This is a genomic window from Helicobacter macacae MIT 99-5501 (assembly GCF_000507845.1).
Lineage (GTDB): Bacteria > Campylobacterota > Campylobacteria > Campylobacterales > Helicobacteraceae > Helicobacter_B > Helicobacter_B macacae.
In genome coordinates, this window is the sequence record NZ_KI669454.1 from 954,213 (window position 1) to 968,361 (window position 14,149).

12 protein-coding genes are annotated in these 14,149 nt (G+C 40.4%); 5 read left to right on the forward strand and 7 right to left on the reverse strand.

From position 1 onward, the window contains the following. Nucleotides 1–17: 17 nt before the first annotated feature. Nucleotides 18–521, reverse strand: coding sequence for a DUF2603 domain-containing protein (locus tag HMPREF2086_RS04195; protein WP_023927525.1), 504 nt, complete (start codon nt 519–521; stop codon nt 18–20). Next, nucleotides 500–1,621 (reverse strand): ornithine carbamoyltransferase, encoded by a 1,122-nt coding sequence (gene argF, locus HMPREF2086_RS04200; RefSeq protein ID WP_023927526.1) that lies wholly within the window; start codon nt 1,619–1,621, stop codon nt 500–502. The genes HMPREF2086_RS04195 and argF overlap by 22 nt, the downstream gene beginning before the upstream one ends. A gap of 405 nt (nt 1,622–2,026) precedes the next feature. Here argF and HMPREF2086_RS04205 point away from each other — a divergent pair, with 405 nt between their 5' ends. Continuing rightward, entirely contained in the window at nt 2,027–2,662 is a 636-nt protein-coding gene (locus HMPREF2086_RS04205; RefSeq protein ID WP_023927527.1) for a DUF502 domain-containing protein, read from the forward strand. 214 nt (nt 2,663–2,876) lie between these two features. Here the strand turns inward: HMPREF2086_RS04205 and HMPREF2086_RS04210 are convergent, their stop codons facing one another. Continuing rightward, complete coding sequence (locus HMPREF2086_RS04210) at nt 2,877–3,671, reverse strand: SIMPL domain-containing protein (RefSeq protein ID WP_034560342.1); 795 nt, start codon at nt 3,669–3,671, stop codon at nt 2,877–2,879. A 647-nt stretch (nt 3,672–4,318) separates the two neighbouring features. Here HMPREF2086_RS04210 and hsrA point away from each other — a divergent pair. From hsrA to HMPREF2086_RS04225, 3 genes are all read left to right on the forward strand, one after another. Next, the gene (gene hsrA / locus HMPREF2086_RS04215; RefSeq protein ID WP_023927529.1) at nt 4,319–4,999 is read left to right on the forward strand and encodes a homeostatic response regulator transcription factor HsrA; all 681 of its coding nucleotides are present in this window, start codon (nt 4,319–4,321) and stop codon (nt 4,997–4,999) included. A 340-nt stretch (nt 5,000–5,339) separates the two neighbouring features. Further along, entirely contained in the window at nt 5,340–5,759 is a 420-nt protein-coding gene (locus tag HMPREF2086_RS10730) for an META domain-containing protein (protein ID WP_023927530.1), read from the forward strand. A 67-nt stretch (nt 5,760–5,826) separates the two neighbouring features. Then, nucleotides 5,827–7,647, forward strand: a complete 1,821-nt coding sequence (locus tag HMPREF2086_RS04225) for an acetolactate synthase large subunit (protein WP_023927531.1) — start codon at nt 5,827–5,829, stop codon at nt 7,645–7,647. A 73-nt stretch (nt 7,648–7,720) separates the two neighbouring features. Here the strand turns inward: HMPREF2086_RS04225 and radA are convergent, their stop codons facing one another. Next, nucleotides 7,721–9,160 carry a DNA repair protein RadA gene (radA, locus tag HMPREF2086_RS04230; protein WP_023927532.1) on the reverse strand — a complete coding sequence of 480 codons (1,440 nt, stop codon included), beginning with the start codon at nt 9,158–9,160 and terminating at the stop codon, nt 7,721–7,723. Between the two features lie 79 nt (nt 9,161–9,239). On the opposite strand from radA, the gene HMPREF2086_RS04235 reads away from it, so the two are divergent. Next, nucleotides 9,240–9,440, forward strand: coding sequence for a hypothetical protein (locus HMPREF2086_RS04235; RefSeq protein WP_034560344.1), 201 nt, complete (start codon nt 9,240–9,242; stop codon nt 9,438–9,440). On the opposite strand, the gene acnB is transcribed toward HMPREF2086_RS04235, so the two are convergent. From acnB to HMPREF2086_RS04250, 3 genes are all read right to left on the reverse strand, one after another. Continuing rightward, the gene (acnB, locus tag HMPREF2086_RS04240; protein WP_023927533.1) at nt 9,437–12,004 is read right to left on the reverse strand and encodes a bifunctional aconitate hydratase 2/2-methylisocitrate dehydratase; all 2,568 of its coding nucleotides are present in this window, start codon (nt 12,002–12,004) and stop codon (nt 9,437–9,439) included. The two genes, HMPREF2086_RS04235 and acnB, sit on opposite strands and share 4 nt — an antisense overlap. 311 nt (nt 12,005–12,315) lie before the next feature. After that, nucleotides 12,316–13,257 (reverse strand): signal recognition particle-docking protein FtsY, encoded by a 942-nt coding sequence (gene ftsY / locus HMPREF2086_RS04245; protein WP_023927534.1) that lies wholly within the window; start codon nt 13,255–13,257, stop codon nt 12,316–12,318. Nucleotides 13,258–13,311: 54 nt separating this feature from the next. Next, the gene (locus HMPREF2086_RS04250; RefSeq protein ID WP_023927535.1) at nt 13,312–14,106 is read right to left on the reverse strand and encodes a hypothetical protein; all 795 of its coding nucleotides are present in this window, start codon (nt 14,104–14,106) and stop codon (nt 13,312–13,314) included. Nucleotides 14,107–14,149 lie beyond the last annotated feature (43 nt).

Here is a 14,149-nt window from a genome sequence, read left to right on the forward strand (position 1 = left end):
TTGTGGCGCAAAGTGGTTTAGAGATTTTTTCGCAAGAAATGCGTTTCAATGTTGAAAAACAAATTTGGGTGTGATTTTTTGATTTCGCTGATGATAGATTTTGTGTTGATATGTGGTGGCAATGAGCCATCATCTAGTCTTTTTGATTCGATTCTATCAATCGCTACCGCCATAACATCATCAAAATCAATAGGTGCGCTTTGTATGACATCTCTCCCAAGCTCTAGTAGGAGTTTTTCTTCATTGATTCCCTCAATAGCAGATAGGACTTTTTTTAGCACAGAGTGCGGAAGTAAGAGGTATTGCTCGCCCTCCTCATCTTGTATCCACCACGCTTCTTTACTATTAAACGCGGTTGGTTGGCTAGCAAAAGAGGTTGGTTGATTTTCGTCTTTTTGCTCGCTATTTTGTCTCTTTTTTTGGACATTTAGCAGGATTTGCGTGCTAGAAATCTTTGAAGCCTTGATGAAATTTTCGCTATCAAAAAAATCTGCCAATGTTATTTTTTTGCTAGTAGCCATAGCATTATTCCTTTTTGAATGTGTAGGCGATTGTTTGCTTCCTGCCATACGCGCGATTGTGCTCCCTCTATGACTTCATCGCTTACTTCATAGCCTCGATACGCAGGCAGGCAGTGCAAAAATATTGCGTTACTATGTGCTTTTTGCATTAACGCTTGGTTAATGCAAAAGCCCTCAAAAGCGTTGATTCTGCTTTGCTTCTCCTCCTCTTGCCCCATAGAAATCCAAGTATCAGTCGTAAGCACACCTGCATCTTTTGCCACAGATTCTAGTGCGTCTTGCACGGCGACTTTATCGGCATTTGAGGGAATAATCTCTACGCGGATTTTGGCATTTGACTTGTTTGCTAGATTTTGGGCTAGGGCGATGATTTTTTCATCTGGGGCGTATTTTTGCGGACATAGCAATCGTAGCTCAAATCCCAAAATGCAAGCTAGCTTTAGCCAAGAGTGAGCCATATTGTTGCCATCGCCTATGTAGCAAACTATCGGGGGGCAAATCCTCTTTGGCAGTGGATTTTGTGATTTTATGAAATCTAGTGCTTCTTGTTGTAGATTTTGCTTGCAAAACTCCTCAAAATGTGGAGCAAAATCCTCCAAATAGATTCCGCACTCTATCATTGTAAGCATATCTGCCATTACTTGCAGTGGGTGAGATAAGTCTGTGAGCGCGTTTATCACAGGCACGCTTGAGTGGAGGGCAAACTCCTCTAGCCCCTCTTGAGAAAATGTGCGAATAGCGATAATATCCACCATAGAGCTTATCACTCTTGCACTATCTTTTATCGGCTCTCCTCGCCCCATTTGCGTGTCTTTGCCCATTAGGATTATGGCTTTGCCACCTAGCTCATACACTCCCGCTTCAAAGCTAACTCTAGTGCGCGTGGAGGGCTTCTCTAAGATAAGTGCTAAAGTAGGTGGATTTTGGGGGGAGTTTTTTATGCCAAGTGCTTGTGGCGTGATAGGCTTTGATAGGGATTTTGCATTTTGGCAGAGAGACTTTAGGGCTAGGCTTAGAGAGAGCATATCATATAGTTGTGATTTGCTAAAATCTTTCAAACTTAAAAAATGGTTTGAAAAATGATTTGGAACATCTCTCATCTGTGTGCCTTTGCTAGTAGTGTTTGTTATGTTTGTGTCATTTTGGATTTTAGATTATCAAAATCCACTCCAAAATAAAAAGTGTAATATACTTCAAAGTGCCTAAAAATATTCTAAAATCTGCAAAAGTTTTGCTTCTTTTTGCGTTTTTAGTCTTTTGCTACGCGGAGTTTGCGAGCGTTGATTTTGGTGTTTGTGCCTTTTTATCGCCATTTTGCCACTTGGCTATTTTGCCACTTCAAAGCATAAAATAATCCCACAAAAATGCGATATATCTACCACGCAAGTAAATGCCACGCAAACAAATGTGTGCGTAAGCAAAAGTCCACAAGCAAATGGACTCGCAAAATAGCTAGAGCCAAAATCAAGCTAAAATATTAAGAATCTTTACAAGGAGAATGCACAATGCAGCCAACAAACACAAATCAGCAAAAACAGCCACACTCTACAAACCCCACCAAAGACAAAAATATTATTTCGCATTGCTTTAGCAGCTTTTTTACACTTATAGGCAGGGGGTTATTAGCCCTCGCGCCTATTATTATTTTGCTATGGCTTTTAAAATTTGCTTATGATTTTATTGCGCATATTATCGGGGCGATTTTTGACACTACCGAGCATAATATGTTTGCAACTATTGCGATTCTTGTGATTTTGCTAGGGATTTTGCTATATAGTGGGCATTTGCTAGAGAAGAAAAAAGACTTTATTTTGCTAAAGATTTCGGAGTTTTTCATCGGCAAAATCCCATTTATAGCTTCTATATACAATGTCATTAAAGATATGGTAAAAATGTTTTCTGGAGGCAATGACAAGCAATATCTAGGCGTGGGCTATATAAAGCTAGGAGAGCAAGAAGTCATAGGATTTATCACCAAAGAAGAGTCAAATGAGAGAGGGGAATTTTTGTGGGTGTTTGTCCCAACCACACCAAATCCTACTTCTGGTTTTCTTTTTTGTGCCCCAAAGGACAAGGTCCGCAGAAGTGATTTATCTGTGGCAGAGGGATTCAAAAAGGTTGTCTCACTAGGGATAAAATAAAAAATAAGCTAGCCACTCCCAAGCTATTCTTATGTAAAATCAAACAGAAATGATAAAGCATAGAATCAAAAAGAGTTTAAGCAGTTTAAGTAAAAAGTCTAAGCAAAAAAGAAGTGGCAAAAGAGATATTTTATGCGATTTTTGCGTGATTCTAGCCATCACATACTAGAATCGACTAGAATCACGGTGCTTTTATGCAGCTATTTAGAAGGAGCTATTTTGCCATACACCCTATGATGAAGTTTGCGCTTAGCACCAAGTCTTCTTCTTTGGTTGTGGGGAGTGATACGCCATTTGGTGCTACTTTTGATGATGGAGTTTCTGCACTCATAGCCATAACGCCATTTCGCGCTTGTGGCTTAGTATTGCCAACTTCTTGGAAACTTATATCCTCAATATTGCAATTTTGCTTCAATGCTTTAGAGTATTGTTTGGCAACACCTTGCGCTTTTTTTAGTAGCTCTGTGCGCATCTCTTGTGTGCTTTTATCGATTTGCTCTGGCGTGATTATGGCTTGTATTGGCAATATAGGAAGCGTAAGCAGTGCATTTCTACCTACTTCTACGCCGACAGCTTTGAGTAGTTTCTCATAAGCAGATTTTTGCTCGCTACCAAAGCTGCACACGATTTCTTGATACGCGCTAAATCCTACTTTGCGTCTATTGCGCTCATAATACACTTCTGGAGAGTATCCATAGCTACCACCTGAGCAAATCTCTTTGTTTGCTTTTATCAGCCTAGAGACAGCATTAAAAGTTTGCACGAGGCTTTCGCTTTGCTCATCATTTAGCTTAGATAGCGCACGCAATGCGTTGCTTCCTTGAATGCGAATCTTTGCTTTGAAAGTATCTGGTTCTGCTTTAGAGCGCACTTCTACTTCTTGATTGATAGAGAGTTTGCGCTCGGTTGCGATTTTGTTGTCATTGAGGGCAAATCCTAGCCATATACCGCATACAAATACGATAGCTACGACAGATACTGCCACAATGAATTTCTTTGAGTCTAACATATTATGCTCCTTATGCTCGCTCATTATCACTAGCTCGTTTTTAGATTAGCTAATGATTTTGTGCCTGCATTGTAGTGAAATAAACCTTAATATTTACTTAACATTTACTAATTATTTACTTAATATTAACTAAGTATTTAATCAATATTTACTATTGTATTTTTTGCACGAAATATCGTATTTTAGGGAATATATCTGCTTTTGCCAAAACAAATTTTTTGAATTTTTAAGAATTTTTGTGGCATTTTATAAAAACTTTTTGCAAAAAAATTTGATGAAATATTCTAAGAGTATAAAATTTTATCATTGCGTGATGATTTTTATAATTTGAGTTTTTGTAAGCAAGTTTTTGCCTAGATTTTGCAAAATCTCATTTTTTTGTATACATACAATAAATATTCCTTAATATTTTTTTACAAAAAAAAACTACACAAAAACCACTCCTTAGAAAAACTTTAAAAAATTATAAAATTTTCATAAAAGTTAGCTGAAAATTTCCTAAAAGTTTGCTATAATCTGCCGATAAAATTTAAGCCAAAAAAGCTTTTAAAAGCCAAATAAAAAGCATAGCAAAAAGGCTAGATAAAAGCTGATAGGGCAACCAAATAAGCTAACAACAAAACAAACTAACAAAAGGAAGGTTTAAAATGCGCATTTTAGTAGTAGAAGATGATGCGGCTCTTAGCAAGTCGCTTAGCGAATCGCTCAACGCCAATGGTTATCAAACAGACATTGCAGAGAGTTTGAAAGATAGTTTGTATTATGTCAGCATTCGCAATTATGACTTGGTGCTTGCTAACTACAAGCTAAAAGACGGCAATGCCATAGAGCTACTTACCGAAGTGAAGTCGCGCTCGCCACGCGTGTCTGTGATTGTTATGGCTAGCAAGGCAAGACCCGAGCAAGAAGTATCTGTGTTTGGCAATGGGGGAGATGATTTTTTGGCAAAGCCATTTGATTTTTCTGTGCTTTTGGCTAGAATCCAAGCTAGACTTAGATTTTTTGGGACAAGTGTCATAGAGATAGAAGACTTAGTGATAAATCCTGATGAAGAGCGCGTTACTTACAAAGGCGAGGAAATCGAAGTAAAAGGCAAGCCATTTGAAGTGCTAACCCACCTTGCAAGACAGCGCGACCAAATCGTATCAAAAGAGCAACTACTTGATGCGATTTGGGAAGAGCCAGAGCTTGTTACGCCAAATGTCATTGAAGTGGCTATCAACCAAATCCGCCAAAAAATGGATAAGGTGCTAAATATCTCTACGATAGAAACAGTGCGCAGGAGAGGTTATCGCTTTTGCTATCCTAAGCGTCCTATCGGCGAGTAGTCTAGCCTAAGGGTTTGCAAGCCACAAAAGGCTTAGAATCCAAAAATCACTACAAATGGTGTTTTGTTTGATTTTGTCTTAGATTTGATTTTTGCAAAATCCAAAAAAGTGCATAAGTGTTTTTGTGGGTTTTGGCACTAAATCACGCTAGTAAAGTCCAAAATGTCAAGCTTTTATGCTGAATGTCAATAAAAGACAAGCGTTTGAGTTTAGTCTATTTGATAGCTTGGCAGATAGATTCTAGGCTAAAAATCATCTTAAAAATCATCAAGGCAAAGCATAATGCTTGCCTTATGCACACATAAAAAGAGCTACAAACAAAATCTTTAAGGAAATAGCTATGAAATCATTAAAATTGTTCTCCCTAGCAATCGCGCTAAGTGCCTTGTATATGAGTGCTTGCAAGGAAGAAAATATGAGAATTTACAACACTTGGAATCTAATAACCCTAAGTGTGGATGGCAACCCCATCGACCCTACAAATAGCGAAAAGCAAGTCTTTATCACAGTGGATGACCAAAAATTCAATGGCTATGCGGGGTGTAATCTGTTTTTTGGGAATCTAAAAATCCAAAAAAACAAAATCCAAAGCTCCTCCACAGGTGCTACAAAAATGCTTTGCGACCCCTCTGCTATGGAGATTGAGCGTGCTATATTGCAGCTATTTTCTGATAGCTCGGTAGACTTTGTCATAAAGGACAAAAATCTAGTCTTAGAAAAAGAGGGCATACAAGCGATTTTTGAAGCAAAAGGACAATAACAAACGCTATTTTCTAAAAACAACAAAAAAACTAAAACACACAAACCAACGCTTACAAGGATACAAAATGGCGAAATCACTAAATGGCTCACAAATGCTTATAGAAGCCCTACGATTAGAGGGTGTGGAAGTCATATTTGGCTATCCCGGTGGGGCTGTGCTAAATATCTATGATGAAATCTACAAGCAAGAGCATTTCCGCCATATTTTGACTAGGCACGAGCAAGCTGCCATACACGCAGCAGACGGATACGCACGCGCTAGTGGCAAAGTAGGCGTGGCTATCATCACTTCAGGACCGGGCTTTACAAACGCCGTTACAGGTATCGCTACGGCTTATATGGACTCTATCCCTCTAGTAGTCATAAGCGGGCAAGTCCCCACAAGCCAAATCGGCACAGATGCGTTCCAAGAAATCGATGCAGTGGGAATCTCTCGCCCTTGCACCAAGCACAACTACCTAGTCCAAGACATAAAAGACTTGCCTAGAATCATAAAAGAAGCGTTTTATATCGCAAGAAGTGGGCGATTTGGACCTGTGCTGATTGACATTCCAAAGGACATTTCAGCCAAATTTGGAGAGTTTGTCTATCCTAAAGAAGTCGCCCTGCGAACTTATAAGCCCACGCTAAAGCCAAATTCTCGCCAAGTAAAAAAACTAATAGAAGCCCTAAGCTATGCAAAAAGACCGCTTGCATACATAGGTGGAGGCGCGGTGCTAGGGCAAGCACACGAGGAGATAAGGCAGATAGTCTCACGGCTAGGGATTCCCTGTGTAGAGACGCTTATGGCTCGCGGTTGCTTAGAATCTAGCAATCCATTTTTGCTAGGAATGGTGGGAATGCACGGGAGCTATGCGGCAAATATGGCAATGTGTGAGTGCGATTTGCTTATCTCACTAGGAGCGAGGTTTGATGATAGGGTTACAGGCAAGGTTAGTGAGTTTGCTAGAAGTGCCAAAATCGCTCATATTGACATAGACCCAAGTTCTATTGGCAAAATCATTGACATAGATTTTCCAATAGTTGGAGACATAAAGCTAGCTTGTAAAGAGATTTTGACTTTGCTAGATTCCACAGATTTGCCACAAAAAAGCACAGAGGATAAAAATACGCTAAGTGCTACAAACTACGATGAGTGGCGAAAGCATTTAGGCAAGTATATGAGTGCAAATCCTATGTTTTTTAATGATTCTGCCATCACGATAAAGCCTCAATGGATTATCCAAGAGCTAGGCAAGAATTTTTATGGTAAAGCGATAGTTTCTACCGATGTGGGACAGCACCAAATGTGGGTGGCGCAGTTTTATCCATTTAGTATGCCAAGAGAGCTGCTTACAAGTGGTGGGCTAGGGACTATGGGTTTTGGCTTGCCTGCGGCTATGGGAGCATATTTCGCACAACCAAAAAAGCATATTTTCAACATTAGTGGCGATGGCAGTATTTTGATGAATATCCAAGAGTTGATGACTTGCGTAGAAAATCAAATCCCTGTGATAAATATCGTGCTAAACAACAACTACTTGGGTATGGTGCGACAATGGCAGACATTTTTTTATGAGGATAGATTTTCTCACACCGATTTGAGCTTGCAGCCAAATTTTGTCGCCCTAGCAGAGTCATTTGGCGCGGTAGGATTTCGCATAGAATCCAAAGAGGATTTTGCCCCCACGCTAAAAAAAGCCATAGAATCCAAAAAAGTCTGCATTATTGATGTGGTGATAGATAGGTTTGAAAATGTCTTGCCTATGGTGCCGACAAATGCCCCACTTGATAGAATGATACTACCTCAAAAGGCATTAGATTCTGCCTCTGTCATAGAAGTGCAAGTAAAAAAAGAAGCAAAAGCCACAAAAATCACACCCCGCGCTTTGTCAAAAAAGAAGTAGATTTTGTAAAAATTTTTTTTAAGAATATGGCTAGGTTTTTGTGTCAAAAATTTGCATTTTTTATATTCGCATTTTACATTCGCTCAAGCACTTCGCTCACTTCGCTTACAGCAAAGCATTTGATAGCGGTTTGAAAGCTCGGTATTTTTGGGACTATCGCTTTTTTTAGCCCATAGCTTTGCATTTCTTTTAGTCGCACTTCAAGGTTGCCTACCTCACGCACATCGCCTGTTAGGCTTACCTCGCCGATGAAAGCACTCTCTATCCCCAAAGGACGATTGCGAAAGCTAGAGATAATCGCAGCCACCACACACAAATCCGCGCTAGTCTCGCTAATCTTTATCCCGCCCACGACATTGACAAACACATCATATCGATTTAGTGGAATCTCTAGCTTGCGCTCTAGCAGGGCTAGGAGCATATTTAGCCGATTGCTATCAAAGCCTGTGGATTGTCGCCGTGGATTGCCATAGCTCTCACTTACCAATGCTTGAATCTCAATCACTAACGCCCTAGAGCCCTCCAAAATCACGCTAACCGCGCTCCCTGCCACACTTTTTTTGCGTGTAAAAAATGCCCTAGAAGCGTCTTTGGCACTTTTTAAGCCATCTGCACTCATCTCAAAGATGCCGATTTCACTAGTCGTGCCAAAGCGATTTTTGAACCCTCTAAGCAGCCTTAGCTCCTTGCTAGAATCCCCCTCAAAATACAACACGCAATCCACCATATGCTCTAGCACGCGAGGCCCCGCTATGCTACCCTCTTTTGTGATATGCCCGATGATAAAAATGCTGATATTGTTTTCTTTGGCAAGTCGCATAAGCTCAAATGTAATCTCACGCACTTGACTTATAGAACCCGGAGCAGAAGCTACATTTGGCGAGTAAATCGTCTGAATAGAATCAATGATGCACAAATCAAATCCAGCGGAATCTTTTGTATGCTTTTGACTTTTTTCACCTTTATGATTTTCATCATTTGGATTTTTTGATTCCACTTGTTTTGCACCATTTTGGAGGGCAAATTTGATAGAATCTAGGTTTATTTCATTTAGCAAAAATAGCTGATTGTGAATCGCGCCAAGTCGTTGCGCTCGAAGTCGTATCTGTCCAGCACTCTCCTCACCACTCACATACAGCACATTGTGTGAGTTTTTGGCGAGATTGCCTGCGACTTTTAGCAAAAGTGTTGATTTTCCAACTCCCGGACTACCACCCACAAGATATAGCCCACCGCGCACGATTCCCCCACCTAGCACGATGTCTAGCTCCTCCTCAAATGAGCTAAAAAAGTGATTTTGCTCGCTACTTATTTGCGTGATAGGAAGTGGAGTTTTTGCGCTATTTAGCCCGCTAGTAGAGATTGCGCTATTTTGTGTTTTGATAAACTCTTTTTGGACTTGGTTTAGCTCTATCAAACTATCCCAGCTACCGCATTCTCCGCATTTTCCAAGCCATTTTGTTGTCTGCCAACCACAATGCTGACATTCAAAAAGGCTAGATTTTTTTGCCATTTTTTTACCTTTTTTAGTTTTTGGATTTTATTTTGGAGGTTAGTTTTTAGAAGTATTGATAGAATTTTAGCAAGAAAAAATGAAGCGAAATCAAAAAAGTGCGGACTTAAAGACTAAAAAAGGTTTTGACAAAAAACCTAAAAAACTCTCAAGCCCTACGCTTTTTATAAAATCTTTTGGAAGTTCTTATAAAGTCCTAGTGATGAGATTCACAAGACTTGTGCGCGAGATAAACTCACGCACAAAACCCGTCATAAGCAAAAGTGCTGCAAAATCTTAAAGTGCAAAATCTTGGATTTTATCAAATTCCAAATATTTATACACTTTAGCGGTATTATCGCCTAGTTTTTGTGGGACGATTTGTAGGTATTCTTGCACGCTTGGTAGTCGCCCTAGCTTAGCACACACAGCACCTAGCTCGGCACTTCCTAGATATACTTGTGCGCCTTTACCCATTCGATTGTCAAAGTTTCTAGTTGAAGTTGAGAATACTACGGCATTGTCTTTTACTCGAGCTTGGTTGCCCATACATAGACTGCAGCCCGGCACTTCTATCCTTGCACCACTTGCGCCAAATAGGCTGAAATATCCCTCATCGCTTAGCTGCTTAGAATCCATTTTTGTAGGTGGCACAAGCCAAGTGCGTGTAACGCTTTGCCCCTCGTTTTTCATTATCTCGCCAAATGCGCGGAAATGCCCGATATTTGTCATACAGCTACCGATAAAGACTTCATCAATATTTTTTGGACGCTTCTCATCAGCTAGTATCTCACTCAAAGTCGCCACATCATCAGGGTCATTTGGGCAGGCTAGAATCGGCTCTTTTATATCTGCTAAGTCAATCTCAATAACCGCAGCATATTCCGCGTCTTTATCCGCTCGCATAAGGACGGGATTGTTTATCCATTCACGCATTTTTTGCGCCCGCCTTTCTAGCGTTTTTGCATTGCCATAGCCGTCTTTTATCATCGCATTGATAAGCGCGATATTTGATTGCAGGTATTCAATTATTGGTTCTTTGTTTAGCGCGATAGTGCAAGCTGCCGCACTTCGCTCCGCACTCGCATCACTAAGCTCAAATGCTTGCTCAACTTTTATATCTTCTAGCCCCTCAATTTCTAGGACCTTGCCACTAAAGATATTCTTTTTGTTTTGTTTTGGCACGGTTAGTAGCCCTTGCTTTATTGCATAGTAGGGAATCGCATTGACCAAATCACGCAAAGTAATACCTGCATTTAGCTTACCCTTAAATCGCACTAGCACAGATTCTGGCATATTTAGTGGCATATTGCCCGTAACGGCAGCAAACGCCACAAGTCCGCTTCCTGCTGGGAAACTAATACCAATAGGAAATCTCGTATGAGAATCTCCACCTGTGCCTACTGTATCAGGCAAGCAAAAGCGGTTTAGCCAAGAGTGTATCACGCCATCTCTAGGTCGCAGTGCCACACCACCGCGTGAAGTCATAAAATCTGGCAAAGTCGCTTGCAAACTGACATCTGCTGGCTTTGGATATGCAGCTGTGTGGCAAAAGCTCTGCATAACAAAATCTGAACTATAACTAAGGCTAGCTAGCTCTTTGACTTCATCGCGTGTCATCGCTCCTGTGGTGTCTTGGCTACCCACAGTTGTGGCGATAGGCTCGCAGTATTCACCCGCTCTCACACCCTCTTTGCCACAGGCTTTGCCTACCATTTTTTGTGCTAGAGTATAGCCTTTTGAGCTTTGCTGTGGCTGGGAGGCTTTGGCAAAGATTTCACTCTCTCCTAGTCCTAGAAATTTACGCGCTTTGTTGGTAAGCCCACGCCCGATGATAAGTGGAATCCTACCACCTGCACGAATCTCATCAAAAATCGTATTTGGGCTTAGGCTAAATTTGCTTACTACTTCGCCGTTTTTTAGGATTTCGCCACTATGGGGTTTTAGCGTGATGATGTCTCCCTCTTTTAGCGCATCGACATTTGCCACCACAGGCAGACAGCCACTATCCTCACAAGTGGCGAAAAATATCGGAGCGATAATCCCACCGATGACAAAGCCACCGCTTTTTTTGTTTGGCACGAAAGGAATCTCATTGCCAAAATGCCATACAATCGAGTTGCAAGCGGATTTGCGACTGCTTCCTGTGCCTACTACATCTCCTACATACACGACACTAGCATTGTTTTCTTTGGCGACTTTTTTTATTGATTCTAGTCTTGCTTCGTAGTTTTCTACGCGCGATTTTAGCATAGCTTTGGCGTGCAGTGGAATATCACTTCGCGTGAAAGCATCGCTAGCAGGGCTTAAGTCATCAGTATTTGTTTCGCCATCGATTTTTAGCACGGCTAGTTTGATTTCCTTTGGCAATTCGGGCTTATGCAAAAACCACTCGGCGTTTGCCCAAGATTCTAGCACTTCTTTGGCAAGTGGCAAAGAAGTGCTTTTCTCTGCGATAGTATCAAACGCATCATAAACTAAAAGCGTGTGCTTAAGAGAATTTGCCGCAGTTTTTGCGATATTTTCATCGCTAGATTCTAAGGCTTTTAGCAAAAACGGGACATTATACCCACCCAGCATTGTGCCTAGTAGTTTTGTGGCTAGCTCTGCATTTATGCTATCGCATTTTTTGCCCTCAATTATCTCTCCTAAAAACTGCGCTTTGATTTTTGCACCCTCATCGACACCGGGGCTTACGCGGTTGGTAAGCAAGTCTAGGGCAAAATCTTTATCTGCCTTGCTAGATGCAGAATCTAGCAAAATCTTAATCACTTCGCTGACTTCATTTGGCTTCAAAGGAAGTGGAGGGATTCCCTCTTTTGCTCGCTCTTGTGTGGCTTGGTTGTAAGTTGTGATAAATTGCATTGTTGCTCCTTTTTCATTATTCTAGTGTGTGTTAGATTATGCGAAATCTAACTTTTAGAATCCATAAGTATAGCAAATCTTATCCTAAGGCGAGTTAAAAAAATCTTTAACTTTTTGGCAAATGTGTAGAATCTATACAAACTAAATTGTGTAGCGATAAGGACAAAAATTTAATAATGTATATAAAATCTGCATAACATTTTTTAATGCACGATTTTTGTAGAAAAGTTTTATTTTTGCGCTTTTTTTTAAAAACAAAAAAGCATACAAATCAAGCAATAAAAATTAGGCAAAGAAAATTTAGACAGAAATTAAGCAGGAAAAATACAATCAAGCAGTCCCTCTATGTAAGCATTTTTATCAAATGCTAGTAAGTCCTCTTTTTTCTCCCCCACACCGATAAACTCTATGGGTAGTCCTAAAATATGCGCAATGCTAAAAATCACGCCACCCTTTGCGCTACCATCTAGCTTGGTAACGATAGCAAAATCTAGCTTAAGGGATTCTCCAAAGATTTTTGCTTGGTTTAGTGCAGAGCTACCTTGCGTGCCATCAAGGATTAGCACGCATTGACATTGTCCCCTTTTCACTCCGTCATTTTCTAGGGCTTTTTTTGATACGCGCAGGATTTTTTCTAGCTCGGCTTTTAGGTTTGCTTGGTTTGGTAGTCGCCCCGCTGTATCAATGATGATATGCTCTATGCCTTTTGCTAGCCCTGATTGAATCGTGCTAAAAGCAAGCGCACTTGGGTCGCTGCCCTCTTTTGTGGCTACTACACCTACTCCTAGTCGCTCTCCCCATAGCTTTAGCTGCTCGTTTGCTGCAGCGCGAAATGTATCTCCTGCACCCAAAAGAGTGGATTTTCCTTGCGCAAGTGAGTGGGCAGCTAGCTTTGCTATGGTGGTGGTTTTGCCCGCACCATTTACGCCGATGATGAGGCTTACTAGAGGGTTTTGGGGAGTAGATTGTTTTATCCTTGTGGCAAAATCATCGTTGCTTTCCTCGTTTTCTGTGCTTTCTTTTTGCTCATTTTTCTTTGCATTTTGGCTTTTTAGAATCACTTCAAATTCTCTTTTTAGCTCCTCTCTAGTGATTTTGCTAGGGAGGTGTGATAGGATTTGTTCAATGATTTCATAGTCTATGTCGCATTCAATTAGCACTTCTTCTAGGGTATTTTTTTGTATAGAGTTGCTAGAATCTTTTGCGACAAGCGAAGCGATATTTTGCGCGGTTTTATGTAGAAATGTAAGCATTGCAATCCTCTTTGGATTTTGATAGGTGGGTAATCATCTGTTTTGTGATAAAAGCTAGCGGGCAAGCGAGGCAATATCGCTTGAAAAAATCTCTTCTGGGATAATCCCCTCATAGTCTTGGTAAAATATCTGTGCTTTATCAAAAAGCACAAAGTAGGGCAGGGCAGGGATTTTTGGGGTTGTTGGCTGAAGTTTTTGAGATTCGCTTAAATTACTTGATTCTTTAGAATCGTTAGAATCATTAGCTTTTGCAGGTTGTGCGTTTTTTTGTGTCGCTTTGGATTCTATGGGATTTATAAAACTATTCATTGATTTTAGCTCATTTTGGACGCGCACAAATTTGTTTTCTATAAGCAGTGTTAAAAGTTCGCTATTTTGGCTAGATTTTGGGTTTAGCAGAGCAAAATCAATCGTATATCTTTTTTGCAATGCTACTAAGTCTTTTTCATCGATTTTGCGTGATAGCACAGCGACAATCATCGCTTTGGATTCTGCATCTAAGTGGTTTAGATGCTCATAATACCTTGCGCAATCCTCACAATCTGCATCTACAAAAACAAGCATAATAATGCGGTTTTGTGTCTTGCCATTTTTTTGGAGGATTAGCTTTTCTTTTAGGGATTTGGGATTTGCAATGGTTTTACTCGTGGGTAAGTTGTCCTTATTTGCAGAAGTGTCATCTGTGGTGCTACTAGGCAAAAGTGGCGTTTCTATGGTAATCTCATAGCTAGAATCTAGCGAAGTGTAGCTAAAACTTTTTTGGCTTATTTCTTTGTCTTTACAGCCTACAAAGAAAGCGCAAAATCCAACATTTAGTATCAAAAAAGTGTTTTTTATGTTTTTATACATTGTTTTTATTTCTCCTAACTTTTGTTTTTTGCTCTCTCTATTT

Excerpts from the sequence above, each read along its gene's own strand:
- ftsY (WP_023927534.1), bottom strand. The coding sequence starts at position 13,257 with ATGCTTACATTTCTACATAAAACCGCGCAAAATATCGCTTCGCTTGTC.
- HMPREF2086_RS04235 (WP_034560344.1), top strand. The coding sequence starts at position 9,240 with ATGAAGCGAAATCAAAAAAGTGCGGACTTAAAGACTAAAAAAGGTTTT.
- HMPREF2086_RS10730 (WP_023927530.1), top strand. The coding sequence starts at position 5,340 with ATGAAATCATTAAAATTGTTCTCCCTAGCAATCGCGCTAAGTGCCTTG.
- HMPREF2086_RS04225 (WP_023927531.1), top strand. The coding sequence starts at position 5,827 with ATGGCGAAATCACTAAATGGCTCACAAATGCTTATAGAAGCCCTACGA.
- HMPREF2086_RS04195 (WP_023927525.1), bottom strand. The coding sequence starts at position 521 with ATGGCTACTAGCAAAAAAATAACATTGGCAGATTTTTTTGATAGCGAA.
- argF (WP_023927526.1), bottom strand. The coding sequence starts at position 1,621 with ATGAGAGATGTTCCAAATCATTTTTCAAACCATTTTTTAAGTTTGAAA.
- radA (WP_023927532.1), bottom strand. The coding sequence starts at position 9,160 with ATGGCAAAAAAATCTAGCCTTTTTGAATGTCAGCATTGTGGTTGGCAG.
- HMPREF2086_RS04205 (WP_023927527.1), top strand. The coding sequence starts at position 2,027 with ATGCAGCCAACAAACACAAATCAGCAAAAACAGCCACACTCTACAAAC.
- hsrA (WP_023927529.1), top strand. The coding sequence starts at position 4,319 with ATGCGCATTTTAGTAGTAGAAGATGATGCGGCTCTTAGCAAGTCGCTT.
- HMPREF2086_RS04250 (WP_023927535.1), bottom strand. The coding sequence starts at position 14,106 with ATGTATAAAAACATAAAAAACACTTTTTTGATACTAAATGTTGGATTT.
- HMPREF2086_RS04210 (WP_034560342.1), bottom strand. The coding sequence starts at position 3,671 with ATGTTAGACTCAAAGAAATTCATTGTGGCAGTATCTGTCGTAGCTATC.
- acnB (WP_023927533.1), bottom strand. The coding sequence starts at position 12,004 with ATGCAATTTATCACAACTTACAACCAAGCCACACAAGAGCGAGCAAAA.